Below are 14,192 nucleotides of genomic sequence, written 5' to 3'. Positions count from 1 at the left end.
CGCCCGCGTCCGCGTCCGCCGTCGCGCCTGCGCCCGCGTCCGCCGCCGCGCCCGCGTCTGCGTCCGCCGCCGCGCCCGAGCCCGTGGCCTCGGCCGCCCCTTCCACGTCCGCCTCCGCGGCGGCCCCGGAGGCGCCGCCGCCCGAGGCCGAGCCGCTCCCGGCCGTCAAGGTCAAGAACATCGGAATGCACATCGGCGGCGGGCCGAACGACGACGCCACGAAGGCGCCTTTCAATCGCTCGGTCGAGCCTCATTTCGACGAACTCCGCCGCTGCTTCGCCAAGGTCGACGATCTCAAGAAAGGCGGCGATTTCGGCGTCGACCTCCTCGTCGACGGCAAGGGCGGCAAGGCCCAGGTCTCCCACCCCCGCACGGCGCTCAAGGGCGAAGGTTTCGTGCCTTGCGTCGTCGGCGTTTTCGAAGCCATCGAATTTCTACGGCCGAAGGGCGGCAAAAAGACGATGGTCAGTTATTCGATCCGCTTCACGCCCTGAGCTTGTCTCGCCTCGCCTGCGCGCCATACTCCTCCGGCTTCGAGCCACCCTTCTCCTGCGAGGTCATCGACATGCGCTTCCTTCCTCGATTGGCGGTTCTCCGTTCGGCCCTCCTGTTCTCGGGCCTCGTTTCCCTGGCCGCCGCCGGCCCGATCGCCTGCGCGGCGAGTAACGAGACGCCCGGCGTGGGTGGCGGCGGCGAAGGCGGCGATGGCGCTCAGGGCGGGTCGGGCGGCGCGGGCGGGTCGGGCGGGACGATGGTCGGCCCCGGCGGGACGGGTGGAGCGGGCGGGGCGGGCGGGATGATGGCCGGCTCGGGCGGGGCAGGCGGATCGGCGGGCAGCGGCGGCGGCGGGGGAATGGGCGGCGGCGCGCAGAATGGCACGGCGACGAAGGTCGTCAGCGTGTACGGCAGCGGCAGCGCCGTCATCGCGAACGAGACGGACCTGGAATCGGGCGCGCCGAAGTCGACGCCCTGGCAGGCCCAGACCACGGACGCGATCGGCCTCGCCTCCGACGGCGTCGGCACCGTCATCTGCGTGCTCCGATCGAGCGTCGGGGGCGAGCTGCGGGTCGCGTCTTATTCGGCCGGGGCGTGGACGCCCGGGTTCAACGAAGCCCCGCCGGCGCTGGAGGCGGGCCTCGCGAGCCAGGGCGGGCCGCAGGTCGCGGCGGCCGGCGGCATCGGGCACCTCGTCTACCGGGGCACGGACGGATTTTATTATTATGGCCGCCTCCAGAACAAGCTCTGGGTGAGCAAGAAGGAGTCGATCACCGCGAACGGACAGCCATCGTCGGGCCCGAACCCGCCGGCCGTGGCGGCGATCGGCAATGCGCCCGTGATCGCGTTCGTCGGCGCGGACGGGACCTTTTACGATCAATCGCGTGCCGGCGGCGCCTGGTCGGCCCCGACGCCGCACCCGATCGCCGGAAAGGCTGCTCCCGCGACGCCCGGCATCGTCGCGCTCGACGCCGGCCCCGAGCTCGTCGCGGTCTTCGCGAACGAGGCGGGCAGCTTGCACTGGATGTCCCGCAAGGGGATCGTCTGGACGAACCCCCAGCCCATCGAGGGCGCCTCCTCGCTCGATCAGCCGAGCCTCGCGCCGCTGCCCGGCGGCGGCGCGCTGCTCGCGTATCGCGGCACGGATCAGCGCCTCTACACGGCGCGGCTCTCGACCGGCGACGCGCCGACCTGGACCGTCCCGGTGCAGGGCGCGGGCGGGGGGAATCCGGTCCTCGTCGTGCCGCCGGCCATCACGCGCGGCGGCAAGGGGGCCGAGGCCGAAATGATTTACGCCGACAACCTGAACAGCGTGTATTCGACGCGCCTCGTCGGCGGCGCGTGGCTCCCCCGCGCATTCGCGGGCAGCGCCTCGGGCCGGATCGCGATCGCCACCCTGCCTTGACCCGGCCGTGCTAGCGTGCGGCCCTCATGTACCGCGAGCAAGACGACCTCTCGATAGCCCGCACCGGCGGCGTCCTTGTCCTCCGCGACAACACCTGGAGCGATTGCGCCATCGACGGCATGCGCGGCGATTTCCGCCGCCTCACGGCGCAGGGCACCCGCGGCTTCTGCAACGTGAGTTCCGGCCGCCATCACATCGTCACGAACCACGAGGACGAGCCCATCGTCCTCGATCTCGTCCTCTACCCCGGCGAGACGCTCGTCCGGCGGCTCGACGTCGACGAGCGCGAGTTTGTGCTCGACGATCTCGAGACCGAAAAGAAATACCTCGCGCTCGCGGCGGGTGGCAGCCGCGGGGCCATGGCGAGCGCGCTCGTCGATTACGAGCGGGCGATCATCTCCGCGCGGGGCCGCGCGCTCGAGCTCTTGCCCTACGAGCTCGCGAAGCGCATCGGCACCGTCTTTGTCACGGCCGCGGAGCAGGCGGTGCTCGGCGTCGATCAGGGCGTGCTCATGGAGCAGACCTACAAGGCCGGCCTCGAGCTCATCGGCCACGTCATGACCTTTCCGCAGATCCAGCAGCTCGTTGGCCTCTTCGCCATGTTTGCCTCGAAGCACGCCACGGAGGGCCATTACGAGCTCGCGGCGCGGATCACGCTCCTCGGCCTCTCCATTCTCCCGGGTGAGCCCTGGCTCCTCGACCTCCTCGCGAACCTCTATTCGGACGGAGGCGCGCCGGTCACGGCGCTTCCGTTCAGCGAGGAGGCGCTCCGGCGCGCGCACGTGCTCCCCGAGAAGCTCGCCAAGGAGATCCGGGCGACCTACGCGGAGATCTCGGTCGCGGCCCAGGAAGTTGACGGGCGAGCTTGACAGGATGACGCGCTCTCCGTAGATTACGAGATACCGGTCCGGAAGAAGGAATCGCCGTTCCACCGACCGACGAGTCACGGCGAGCCGCCCTCGGGCGACGACGAACAACCCCAGCGCTGGACATGGATCGCATCGCGGAGCGACGGCTCCACGGATGTCGATTTCCGTCCGGTATAGGGGGTCCGCGTGAAACGAACGGAAATCGATGCCCTGGTGCGCGCGCACCGGGGGCGGGCTCGTCCCGTGGCTTTTTTGCACGTCCTCCGCCAGGCCAGGCTCGACGAGGACGATCAATCCTTTTTGCGCGAGCACGTCGCCGAGCTCGGCGTCCCTGATTTGCTCGCCTGGCGCGCGCGCTGCGAGCCGGGCTTCACCGGCACGGTTTTGCGCGCGCTCGCTCGGATCGCGCTCGAAGATCCGTCGCAATTCGAACACGAGGTCCTCGACGCGCCGCGATTCTCGCTCGCCGACGACGAGTGGATCGAGCTCGCCGACCTCACGCGCGGCAAGGTCCCGCCGCGTGTCTTCGACCGAATCTCCGCCCGCCGCGTCCGCGCCGAGGTCCCCGAAGAAAAGGAGAGCGCCGCGCTCCCGACGGACGATTCCGACCTGGCCGGCTTCCTGGAGTCGAGCCTCGCCGAAATCGCGCCGGCGGGGCCGGGCCTCGCGACCCCGATCGACGCCTCGCTCGCGCCGGAGGCCATCGTCGAGCGCGCGCGGAATGCGTGGAGCCCGGAGGAGCGCGTCATGCTGCTCGAATGGGCCGCCGCGCACGGCGTGCCACGCAAACCCCTCGTGGAGATCGCCGCCGCCGCGATCCGCGCGGGCGAGACGGATCCACGACTCCGCGCCTTCGTCGCCTCGCAAGTAGGGACGCGCGCCGCCTGGGACGCGCACGGGCTCGACGTCGTCCTCGCGTTCCTCGATCGGAATGCATATTCCTCCCTCTCGGAGCTCTGCGCCCTCGTGTGGAGCACGGCTCGCGGCGCGCCTGCGGTGCGCGGCGTTCCCGGCCGCGACGAGCCGCAGGGATTGCTCTCCGCGATGAGCGCGGCCTTCGCCGCGGCGCTCGTCCACGTGGCCCGTGAATCCCTGGTCGCGTCTTTGCCTGCGCGCGCGATGGCCGCCCTCTCGGCGCTCGCTTGCCTCGCCCCGCCGCCGCGCCTCTCGCGCTCCATTCACGACCTCCACCGCGCGCCCGGCGTCGCGGGCGAGGTCCTCGCGCTCGTCGAGCTCAACGTGCGGCTCGTCAAGCATTCGAGCGTCCGGGATGCCTCGTTCGAGAGCATCGTGGCCGCCATTCATTGTCTCGCCGACGCAGGACCCGAGGCGTGAGGAGGTGGCGACATGGCATTCGTCAACGTCCCCTCGCGGGAGATCTTCCTCAAGATCGTGTACTATGGCGCGGGTTTGTGCGGAAAAACCGCGAACGTCGAGCACGTCCACGCGCGCGCCCCCGAGGCGTCGCGGGGCAACCTCGTCTCGCTGAAGACCGAGAGCGAACGGACGCTCTTCTTCGATTTCATGCCCCTCGAAGTCGGCCAGATCCGCGGATATCGCGTCCGGCTGCACCTCTACACGGTGCCCGGGCAGGTGTTTTACAAGGCGAGCCGCAAGCTCATCTTGAAGGGCGTCGACGGGGTGGTCTTCGTCGTCGATTCGCAGTCCGCGCGGCTCGAAGCGAACCTCGAGGCCCTGGAGGACCTCGGGGACAACCTCGCGGAGCTCGGCGCAGCGCAGGGGGAGATCCCGTGCGTCGTGCAATACAACAAGCGCGATCTGCCCGAGATCGAGCCCATCTTGCGTCTGCGGGAGCTCTGCAATCCGATGGGCGCGCCCGAGGTGGAGAGCGCTGCGAAGAGCGGCGTGGGCGTGATGGAGACGCTGCAGGTGGTGTCGCGCAGCGTGCTCCAGCGGATGGGCGGTCGGAAGGTGGCCTGATCAGGCAGCGGGCCGCTCGGCCCGCGTGAGCGCCGTCCGGATCGCCCAGATGGCGAGCACCGCATTCACCGGGAAAAACCCGAGGAAGAGCCACCGGCCCGAGACCTGGGCGGCCCGCGCGTGTTCCGCATAAAGCGCCGCGAAATCGACGGCCGTGATGCGCAGGACCTCGCGCACCACCGTCGTCCCGAGGATCACGAAGAGCAGCCCCGCCGACGCGATCCCCAGCCATTTCCCGCGGTTTTCCTGGGCCCGATACAGCCCGACGAACCCCGCGCCCTCCACGACGACCCCCGCTGCCGCCGCGACGAACCACGGCCATGCCATCGGCCCGACCGCGTGCGCCCTCGCCGCGGGCCCCACGAGCATCGCATATCCCGCGGCGCAAGCCCCCGCGACGACGAGCCCGCCGAGCCCGAGCCGCGCCACGCGCTGGAACGTCGCCGATTCCACGGGGGATCCGGCGCGGTCGCGTCGATGGAGCTGCCAGCCGAGGAGCACCGCGAGCGTCGGCAACGCGCCGAGCGTCCAGAGCAGCATGCGCGGCAAGATCTCGCGGTTCTCGTAGATCATCGACTTCGACGCGTACATCGAGGCCCATGCCCCCTCGCTCCGCGCGAGCAGGTAATTTTCGGTCCACGAGAGCGCGGTGAACAGGAAACACGCGAGCGCCCCCGTCGTCACCAGCAGCCTGAGCCGCGGCCGCGCCTTCACGAACGCCGTCTTTTGCGCGTAGAGCAGGTAAAACCCGACGATCAGCGCCGGCAGGATGAGCATCCAGCGGTGGAAGAGGAGCAGGTTCGCCGTGTAAAACGCTTTCTTGTAGAGGATCTGGATGAAGAGCAAGGGCGCGATCCCGGCCGTGATCGCGGCCGAGAGCGCGAACGGGAGCCAGTCGCGGAGCAGGTCCGCGAGCACGTCGCTCGTCCCTGCTTTGCCACGAATCTGCCGGAACAAGAGGACGCCTGTCCCCGCGAGCACGTAGTTCATGAACACCACGTGCGCGACGAGCGTGAGCACGTACGTCGCGAGGTAAAACGCGGTCGGCCCGGGGAAACCGAAGGGGAAGGGGGCGTCCATGATTACCTCTTTTTCTCCGACGCGGCCGCGTATCCCGGCGCCGTGCCGGCCTCGTCGAGCCAGCGCTTGATCTGCGCGAGCGTGGCCGGATCGCTGGTTACCTCGAATTCCTTGGGCCTCGAAGCGGCCTCCCACTCGATGAACCGCACGAGCGCTTCGAGCTCCTCGGGTGTGCCGGCGAACGGCGGCATGAAGGGCTTCGTGTGCTGGAGCTTCGCCACGTTGAGCCGCGTCTGCTCCGCCGTCCACGTGCCCGCGAGGTGCACGAGCCCGTTCACGCCGCCCACCGTGTGGCAAACGCTGCACTGGAAACGATAGACCTTCGCCCCGAGGCGGACCTGATCATTCGGGTAATCGGCCGCGTCCCGCAGCGGGTAGGGATCGTGCGTGACCGAGCCTCGTTCGCGCATCGTCACGATCTCGGCGGGCGTCATGGCGTTCGAATAGAGCGTCTCGCGCACGGTGAACGGCTTGCGCGCGCCCTCGCGGACGAACTCGCCGCCCGCGGTCGCCGCGAATCCGAGCACGATGAGCAAGGACGCGGTCGCGCTGTTGATGTAAAGGCGTCGAAGGAGCAGGCCGAAGAGCGCGTACATCCCGACGAGAAGCGAGGCGCCCGCGCCCAGGCCGAAGAACATGGTCATCGCGGGGCTACCGCCGAGCACCCAGCTCCGGCTGTCCTTCGGCATCGCGAAGAGGTACCAGGCGCCGAGCAGCGGCATGAGCGCCATCGGCGCGAGCAGGTGCGCCGCCCGGTGCAAAAGCTCCTTCTGCTCGTCTCGTTCGAACGGCGAGACGCTGATGACGAGCGCCGCGACGAGCGCGGCGATGGCCATGGCCGCGAACGTGCGGAAGAAGAGCGACGGCCAGAACGTGGGGTTGAAGAAGCCGGCCCAGAGATCGCCACTCTCGAGCCAGGCGCCGGGCGTGAGCTGCCACGAGAGAATGCCGTTGATCCAGAAGAGGCTGAACCAGGCCGCCGTCGTGTAGAGCCCGAGCAGGAAGAGGCGCGAGCGCCCGTCGAGGCGATCGCCATACCGGTAGAAGCAATACCCGGCGATGACCTCGAGCGAGAAGAACGTCCACTCCGTGGCCCATACCCAGTGGAACGTGTCCACCATGAGCCCGATCGTGCGTGGGCTCGTCTGGATCGAGGTGAACCACATGCCGACGCCGGTCAGGGCGCCGACGACGAAGCTCACGAGCACGAGGACCTTGAAGTAGCCGCTCGTGAACCGCCGGGCCGACGGCAGTTTGCCCTTGCCGGACAGCCACTCGAAATACGTCATCAGCACGCCGCCGCCGATCGCGAACTGCGCGAGGAAGACGTGGAAGATGCCGAGTCCCCCGATGACCAGGCCCTTCATGAGAGGGCCGAAATCGTTCGTGGGATAGTAGGGGACGCCGAGGGGTGAGGTATCCACGACGAGATTGATGTAAGGGGTGCCCCGCGCGCTTTTCAACGGCAAAGTTGCCGCAGTCGGTCGTATGGACCGCGGCAGGTTGCCGCGGGGCGCGGCGCGGACGTCATCGTTCGTCCGAGCATCTCCGTTCGTCCCGAGACCTGCTATCGTGCGCGCCCGTGCCCGTCCGGTGGTTCGTCCTGGCCTTTGCCCTGGCAGCGCTCGCAAGCTGCAAGGTGAGCTCGAACGACGAAGAAAAACCCGCGCCGCCAAGCCCGAGCGCATCCGCCGCGCCTTCGGCCGCGCCGGTGCCCGAGGGCGGGGCGCTTGCGGCGAGCGAGAAGCGAGAAGACGCGGGCGCGGCGCCGGATGCGTCGGACGCGGGCGTCGTCGACGATCGGCCGCTCCACCACACGACCCAGGAAGAACTGCTCGCGTTGATCTCGATCGCGCCGGGGAAGAAATGGCGCAAGCGTGATCCGGGCGAGTTCTTGCGGCGATACGTGGGCCCCGACGGGCCCGGACAAACCAACCAGGGCAACCCCGCGCTCGCGCGGCACGTGATCGCGCGGGCGCAATGCCTCGAAGGGCTGCGCGGGATCACGCTGCAGACGGAGGCGCAACGCGAGGCGTGCGGCGGGCACGAGAACATGGTGCCGGTGTACGAGGGGGGCGATCCCGAGAAGGCAAAGGTCTGCATCGACGTCTTCGAGTATCCGAACCGCCCCTGCGAGCTGCCCATGGTGTGGGTGCCGCCAGCCCACGCGGCGGCGCTCTGCGAGCTGCAAGGAAAGCGGCTCTGCACGCAGGAAGAGTGGGTCCTCGCCTGTCGCGGCGATCCCGGGGGAGGGGAGCCGAGCACCTACGCCTACGGGAGCGAGCTCGACCTCGATATTTGCAACACCAACAAACCCGCGGCGAAGTGGTCGGACAAACCCTGCGATCCGCGGACGATCGACACGACCTGGGCCACGTGCGCGACGAACACGGAGCCGTCGGGCAGCTACCCGCGGTGCCGCTCGCGGTTCGGCGTCTTCGATCAGCACGGCAACGTGGCCGAGGCGATGACGCGCTTCGATCCCGAGGAGGACAAGGTGGTCTCGCAGCTCAAGGGCAGCGCGTTTTTCTACGTCGACGTGGCGCGCAGGCTCGACGAACCGCCGCGACGCGAGGTGTACTCGGACCACTGCGCGCACGATCCCCGCTGGCACGTGCAGCCGATCCGGAAGGCGTTCCACGTGAACTACCACCTCGGCTTTCGTTGCTGCCACGCGCGCGGCGGGCGTTCACCGGCGCGATAGACGTTCGATGCGGGCGCGCGCCATGCGTTCGAGCGTGGTGATCCGGCGGAAGGCCGCATTGCGGGTGATCCCGAACGACAGCGCGAGCTCGTCGAGCGTGGCGTCCTCCAGGAAAGAGGCGACGAACAGCGCACGATCCTCGTCCGTCATGGAACCGAGGGCCGCGCGGACGAGGTGCGCGGCGTGCGTCCGTTCATCCGCGTAGGATCCGGGCGCAGCGGCGAGCGCGAGCCCGCGGTGCCCGAGCTGCTCGTACTGATGGCGGCTCAGGCGGAGGAAGTTCTGGCCGAGCTGCCAGGTGATGCCGTCGAGCCAGGCGCGCATCCGCCCCTCCGGGGCGTTCTCCACCTCGTGCCAGCGCTCGAGGGCGATGATGAAGGCATGCTGGACGAGATCCCTCGCATCTTCGGGCGAGATGCCCATGCGGCGAAGGCGTCGGCGAAGGGACGCGGCGGTGTACGCGTAGAGCCAAGCTTGCTCCGGCGCGAACGGATTGCGGGGAGGAAGAGGGGCCACACTCCCGAAATGTGTTTTCCGGAGCGGCGACCTTACAAAAAGTGAGATTTCGAAAGGGACCGAATGGGCAAGCAAGATGGCTCGCTGAAATCGTCCCAGAAGTCGTGGACCGCTCAGCTCGCTCCTTCGAGCTCCAGGAAAAGCACGTGCCCCGCGCGGTCTCCCGCCACGATCGAACGCCCCTCCGGCCCCGCGATCAGGGCCTCCACCGGATCACGCACCACGAGCCGCGCGACGGGCATTCCTCCCGCGAGATCCCAGGCCCGGATCGTCCGGTCCTCCGAGGCGCTCACGAGGTGTCGCGAATCCCCGAGCCACGCGAGGGCCCCCACGGGCGCCGTGTGCCCGGCGAGGACGCGGACCATGCGCCCCGCGCCGAGATCCCACACCCGGATCGTGTGGTCCTCCGACGCGCTCACCAAAAACCCGCCGTCGGGCGAGAGCACGACCGCCCGCACCGCCGCCTCGTGCCCGACGAGCTCCCCGACCTGCGCGCCCGACCTCACGTCCCAGAGCGCGATCTGCCCCTCGGCGTTCCCCGCCGCGAGCCGATTCCCCACGCGCGCCGCGCAGAGTGGTTCCCCGCTGGTCGTCGTGTAGGTCCGCACCCGCTGCCCCTCCGTGAGGTCCCACGCGCCGAGCAGCCCCTCTTGGCTCTTCGTGATCACCATCGTGGCCCGCTCGTCCACGAGCAGCGGCGCGCAAAGCGGCACGCCCGAGCGCCCGAGCGACATCGTGCCCGGCCCGCGCCCCGGCAGATACGAGATGACCCACGTGAGCTGCCCGGTCGCGATGTCCCACACGCGAAGCGAGCCATCGATCGACGCCGAGACCACGCGCTGCCCGTCCGAGGTGACCGCCACGCCGTACACCCACAACGCGTGCCCCTCGAGCACGCCATGCAGCTCGCCGCGCCGCGCGTCCCAGATGCGCAGCGTGTCGTCGAACGAGGCCGACACCACGAACGACCCGTCCGGCGTCGCCGCGAGCGCGCTCACTCGCTCGCGATGCCCCTCCGAGACCCCGGGCGCCACGTGCGATCCGAGATCCCACACGCGGACCGTGCGATCTTCCCCGCCGCTGACCACGGTCCGCCCGTCCAGCGAGAGCGCCACGGCTTGCACGCCCTGCGCGTGGCCGTGCAAGACCCCGAGCGGGATCCGCGCGTCCAGATCCCACACGCGGACCGTGCGATCCCATGATCCCGAGGCCAGGAGGCGCCCGTCCGGAGTCATGCCGACGCTCGTCACGCCGTCGGTGTGCCCGAGCAAGAGCTCGGGCGGGCTGCCTTCGAGCGGCGCCCAGCACAGCACGGCGTCCTCGTGCGAAGCCGCGACGAGGACCCGGCCCGCCGCCTTCATCGACACGGCCGTGCGCGGCGAAGCCGGATCGTCGAGCGCCTTCTCGAGCCGCGCCGCCTCGACCTCCCAGAGCCCGAGCGTCGCGTCGTCGCCCGCCGACAGGCAAAACCGACCGTCCGTCGTCACCGCCACGCCCTGCACGCCGCCCGCGTGCCCGTGGAGCGTCCGGACGACCTCGCCGGTCGCGAGGCTCCACACGCGTACGGTCCCATCCTCGGACGCCGACACGACCGTGCCCGCGCCCTCCGCGAGCGCCACCGCGTGCACGGCGCCCGTGTGCCCGCGGAGCTGCCGCGTCACCCGCGCCGTCCCGAGATCCCACACGAAAAGCGAGCCATCCGCCGCCCCCGAGACGGCCGTCCGCCGGTCGGCCGAGACGGCGAGCCCGCGGACGGGCGAGACGTGCCCCGTCAGCACGAAGAGCGCCTGCCCGGCGTCGAGATCCCACACGCGCACCGTTCGGTCATCGGACGCGGAGAGCGCGAGGCGCCCGTCCCGCGTGACCACGACCGCGTTCACCTTCGCCGCATGCCCTTCGAGCACCCGCGCCGAAGCCTCGCCGCGGCGGCTCGTCCTCGTCCGCACCCGGATCCACGGCGAACGCTGCTCCGAGAGGGCTCCATCGAGCGCAGCGGCGAGATTCGTCGCTTCGAGCTCCTCGGCCCGCGCCCGGAGCTGCTGCAGGAAAAACGTGGGCTCGCGCGCCGCGTCCCAGCCGAGCAGCGCGTTCGCCTCGAGATCGAGCGCCGCGCGCAGCGACGTGACGCCCCGGACCCCCGCCGCCCACGCCGAAGACGCCCGCACGTCCTCGAGGACGGTCGCGACGCCCCGCTCGGCGATCTCGCTCTCGATACCGCGGACGTCGCCGAGCGCCCGGTCCAGGGACGACGCCGCCGCCGCGCGTAGTTCGTCCCGAAAAACGGGATCGAGCGCGCCCTCCACGAACGCCCGCACGTCCGGCCAGAGCCGCGCTCCCCCGGCCTCGTCGACGTCGACGAGGTTCGTCGCCGCGAGCGCCCGGACCGCCGCGAGGATCGGCTCCCCCGGCTTTCGCCCCGCGAGCCAGGCGAGCCGAGTCGCTGGCACGAGCCCCTGTCTGCCGCACATCGAGAGCAGCGCGACGAGCTCTCGCGCCTCGCCCTCGGGCACGTCGTCCCAGCCGAGCTGCATCACGGCCGCGCGCGCGTTCGTGAGGTCCGCGCCCGCGAGCCGCTCCGCGAGCTCCGCGGCCGAACGCCCGGGCTTTCGCGCGAGCCAGCCCGCCGCGATCGACACCACGAGCGGATCCAGCGCGAGCGCCCGACAAATCCTTCGCGCGTGCTCCACCTCCGCCGCGCCGGGCGTTCCGAGCCCCGAGAGCAGGAGCTCGACCCTCGATCCCTCCGCGAGCGGGCCGAGCTCGAACGTGGGGAGCACGAGATTGCCCGGCGGCGCGCGCATCGTGAACAGGAGCCTGCACGCGAGCTCTGCCGGGACGAACCCGAGCACGCGCGCCGAGAGCGCGGCGGGGTCCGGCACACCATCGATCACGAGCAGCGCGTCCGGCCGCAGGCGCAAAGCCTTGGCGAACGCCTGGACGAGCTGCCTCCGCCGATCGGAGAGAGGCCCCTCCACGCGGAGCCCGATCGCCCGGGCGAGCGCCGCGAATCCCTCGTCGCAGCCCGAAGGCGCGTCCACCCAATACACGCCGCCCGGATACTCGTGCCGGTATTGATTCGCATAAGCGAGCGCGAGCGCCGTCTTTCCCGCGCCCGATCGCCCGCAGACTCCAATCGCGCGCTCCTCGCCGCGCAGCACCGCGTGCAAGAGCTCGAGCTCGCGCGAGCGCCCGACGAACGCGGGAGCCAGAGGCCGGCGGACGAGGAATGGCGCGGGCGCGAACGAGCGAATGGGCATGTCTTTTCGACGCGGACACATGAATTCGTCCGCCTCGCGGGCATCATGCCCTGCTCACGCGCCTCCGTCGAGCGCCGCGGAGCAGAATCGTTGGGATGTGCAAGCATTGGACAAACGATTTGCAAAGCATGGCGTGGAGGTTCCGTTCACGAATGGTGAAATCGAGGGAATGCTTCGGCATTTTCGGTTGCCACCGTCCGCGGCGTTCGTGCTTCCGTTCTCGTTGCGTTTTTCGGTTCGGCTATCCTGCGCCCATGCTCTCCCTCCGCGCCGTCTTCCGGGGCAAGCGCGTCGTTCTCCGCGCGCCGCGCGTCTCGGATGCGCCTCGCATCGTCGAAATCCGCACCCGATCGAGCGAATACCTCAAGCCCTGGGTGCCCGTCCCCGGCCCCGACGAATTGGACGTCCCGCTCGCGCGCGCCCGCATTCTGCGCGATCGACGCGATATCCGCGCCGACCGCCACTACCGATTTTGCATGACCCTCGGCGAGGACGGGCCCGTCATCGGCCGTGTCGCCCTCAACCAGGTCTTCCGCGGCATCTTCCAGAACGCCTACCTCGGCTACTGGGTCGACGTCGAGCACCATGGACAAGGCTTCACCACCGAGGCTGTAAGGCTTGCACTCGACGTCGCCTTCCGCGAGCTCGGCCTGCACCGCATCCAGGCGGCCATCATGCCGCACAACGCCGCGAGCCTCTCCGTCGCCCGCAAGTGCGGACTCCGGCACGAGGGCCGCGCCGTGCGTTACATCCAGATCGCCGGCGCCTGGCAGGATCACCTGCTCTTCGCCATCACCGCGGAGGACTGGCCAGCCGCGCCGCCGTGACGCGGGCTCGTTCTATTTGGACGAACGCTTGCGCCGCGCGCCGCGCTTCGGGCGGGCAGCGGGCGCCTCGCCGTCGGCGACCAGATCCTTCGCGATGGCCAGCGCGCCGCGCACGCCGACCAGCGGATCCGTCACCACGACGACCGGGATCTGCGCCATGAGCCCGGCGAACCGCCCCTTCTTGCGGAAACCTTCCAGGAATTGCTCCCGCCGCGCGAGCACGATGTGCCGCGCGATGTTGCCCGCCACGAACACGCCCCCGAGCGCGAGCTGCTTCAGCGCCAGGTTTCCCGCCTCGGCGCCGTAAATCGAGGCGAAGAGGTCCACCGCCTTCGCGGCCGGCTTCGACGCGCCGGACAAACCGAGCTCCGCGATCGTCGCGTTCCGGTCGCCCTCTTCGAGCCGTCGCTCGTTCGCCTTCGTCTCGCGCCCGCCGCGGGCCAGGAAGAAGTCGTAGAGCGCCCCGAGCCCGTCGCCCGAGAGCACACGCTCGTAGCTCACGTGGTCCGGGAACCGCTTCGACAGGAACGCGAAGAACTCGGCCTCGATCGCGTCGCGCGCCGCGAAATCCGTGTGACCGCCCTCGGTCGGCAGCACCAGGTGCTTCGCCCCGTCCCACACGATCAGCGCCTCGCCGAGCCCCGTCCCGGCCGCGATCACGGCCAGGTGGTTGCCCTTCGGCTTCGGCCGCCCGTCGCCGAGCGGGACCACGACGTCCGCGGGCAGGTGCAAGCAACCACGCGCCGCGACCGCGAGATCGTTCACGAGGACCACGCGATCGAGCGACAGGCTGCGCGCGAGCTTCACCTCGTCGAGCCGCCATGCGAGGTTCGTCACGGTCGCGGCGCGATCCCGGATCGGCCCGGCCACGCCGAGCACCGCGACCGACGGGTGCGGATGATCCGCGCTCGCGAGGAAGCTCCGCGCGATCTCCTCGAACGTCCCGTGCTCGCGGCTCGGCAAGACTGCTTCGAGCAGCAACTTTTTCCCGAGGCCGTCGTAGAGCGAGAGCCGCGTCCGCGTGCCTCCGATGTCGCCGACGAGGATCGATCCGGTCCCACCGCGCTTCTTCATGATGACCTTTTGCCCCGTACGAAG

At 70.1% G+C, this 14,192-nt stretch carries 12 protein-coding genes; 7 read left to right on the top strand and 5 right to left on the bottom strand.

From position 1 onward, the window contains the following. From QHF83_RS45375 to QHF83_RS45355, 5 genes are all read left to right on the top strand, one after another. A partial coding sequence (locus tag QHF83_RS45375) for a hypothetical protein (RefSeq protein ID WP_282424365.1) occupies window positions 1-494 on the top strand: 494 nt, incomplete at its 5' end. A gap of 71 nt (window positions 495-565) precedes the next feature. Continuing rightward, the gene (locus QHF83_RS45370) at window positions 566-1,900 is read left to right on the top strand and encodes a hypothetical protein (RefSeq protein ID WP_282424364.1); all 1,335 of its coding nucleotides are present in this window, start codon (window positions 566-568) and stop codon (window positions 1,898-1,900) included. Between the two features lie 26 nt (window positions 1,901-1,926). Further along, window positions 1,927-2,769 (top strand): hypothetical protein, encoded by an 843-nt coding sequence (locus tag QHF83_RS45365; protein WP_282424363.1) that lies wholly within the window; start codon window positions 1,927-1,929, stop codon window positions 2,767-2,769. 186 nt (window positions 2,770-2,955) lie between these two features. Further along, the gene (locus QHF83_RS45360; RefSeq protein WP_282424362.1) at window positions 2,956-4,104 is read left to right on the top strand and encodes a hypothetical protein; all 1,149 of its coding nucleotides are present in this window, start codon (window positions 2,956-2,958) and stop codon (window positions 4,102-4,104) included. Window positions 4,105-4,116: 12 nt separating this feature from the next. Beyond that, window positions 4,117-4,710 carry a gliding-motility protein MglA gene (locus QHF83_RS45355; protein WP_282424361.1) on the top strand — a complete coding sequence of 198 codons (594 nt, stop codon included), beginning with the start codon at window positions 4,117-4,119 and terminating at the stop codon, window positions 4,708-4,710. Here QHF83_RS45355 and QHF83_RS45350 read toward each other — a convergent pair whose 3' ends face one another. Then, complete coding sequence (locus QHF83_RS45350) at window positions 4,711-5,790, bottom strand: hypothetical protein (RefSeq protein WP_282424360.1); 1,080 nt, start codon at window positions 5,788-5,790, stop codon at window positions 4,711-4,713. It abuts the gene before it with no gap. Window positions 5,791-5,792: 2 nt separating this feature from the next. Next, window positions 5,793-7,214: a cytochrome ubiquinol oxidase subunit I gene (locus tag QHF83_RS45345; RefSeq protein ID WP_282424359.1), complete on the bottom strand. Its 1,422-nt coding sequence runs from the start codon at window positions 7,212-7,214 to the stop codon at window positions 5,793-5,795. Window positions 7,215-7,372: 158 nt separating this feature from the next. Between QHF83_RS45345 and QHF83_RS45340 the strand changes: the two genes are divergently transcribed. Further along, a complete protein-coding gene (locus QHF83_RS45340) occupies window positions 7,373-8,494 on the top strand; it encodes an SUMF1/EgtB/PvdO family nonheme iron enzyme (protein WP_282424358.1) in 1,122 nt (373 codons plus the stop codon). Here the strand turns inward: QHF83_RS45340 and QHF83_RS45335 are convergent. Beyond that, window positions 8,480-9,010, bottom strand: coding sequence for a sigma-70 family RNA polymerase sigma factor (locus QHF83_RS45335; RefSeq protein WP_282424357.1), 531 nt, complete (start codon window positions 9,008-9,010; stop codon window positions 8,480-8,482). The genes QHF83_RS45340 and QHF83_RS45335 overlap by 15 nt on opposite strands. A 113-nt stretch (window positions 9,011-9,123) precedes the next feature. After that, entirely contained in the window at window positions 9,124-12,267 is a 3,144-nt protein-coding gene (locus QHF83_RS45330) for an AAA family ATPase (protein WP_282424356.1), read from the bottom strand. Window positions 12,268-12,521: 254 nt separating this feature from the next. On the opposite strand from QHF83_RS45330, the gene QHF83_RS45325 reads away from it, so the two are divergent. After that, entirely contained in the window at window positions 12,522-13,094 is a 573-nt protein-coding gene (locus tag QHF83_RS45325) for a GNAT family protein (RefSeq protein WP_282424355.1), read from the top strand. A gap of 12 nt (window positions 13,095-13,106) precedes the next feature. Here QHF83_RS45325 and QHF83_RS45320 read toward each other — a convergent pair whose 3' ends face one another. Further along, window positions 13,107-14,168, bottom strand: coding sequence for a glucokinase (locus QHF83_RS45320; RefSeq protein ID WP_282424354.1), 1,062 nt, complete (start codon window positions 14,166-14,168; stop codon window positions 13,107-13,109). Window positions 14,169-14,192 lie beyond the last annotated feature (24 nt).

Origin of the sequence: Polyangium sp. 15x6 (assembly GCF_029960785.1) — a bacterium.
Lineage (GTDB): Bacteria > Myxococcota_A > Polyangia > Polyangiales > Polyangiaceae > Polyangium.
The sequence above is the reverse complement of the archived record's forward strand: the minus strand, read 5'-3'. Positions and strand labels throughout refer to the sequence as shown.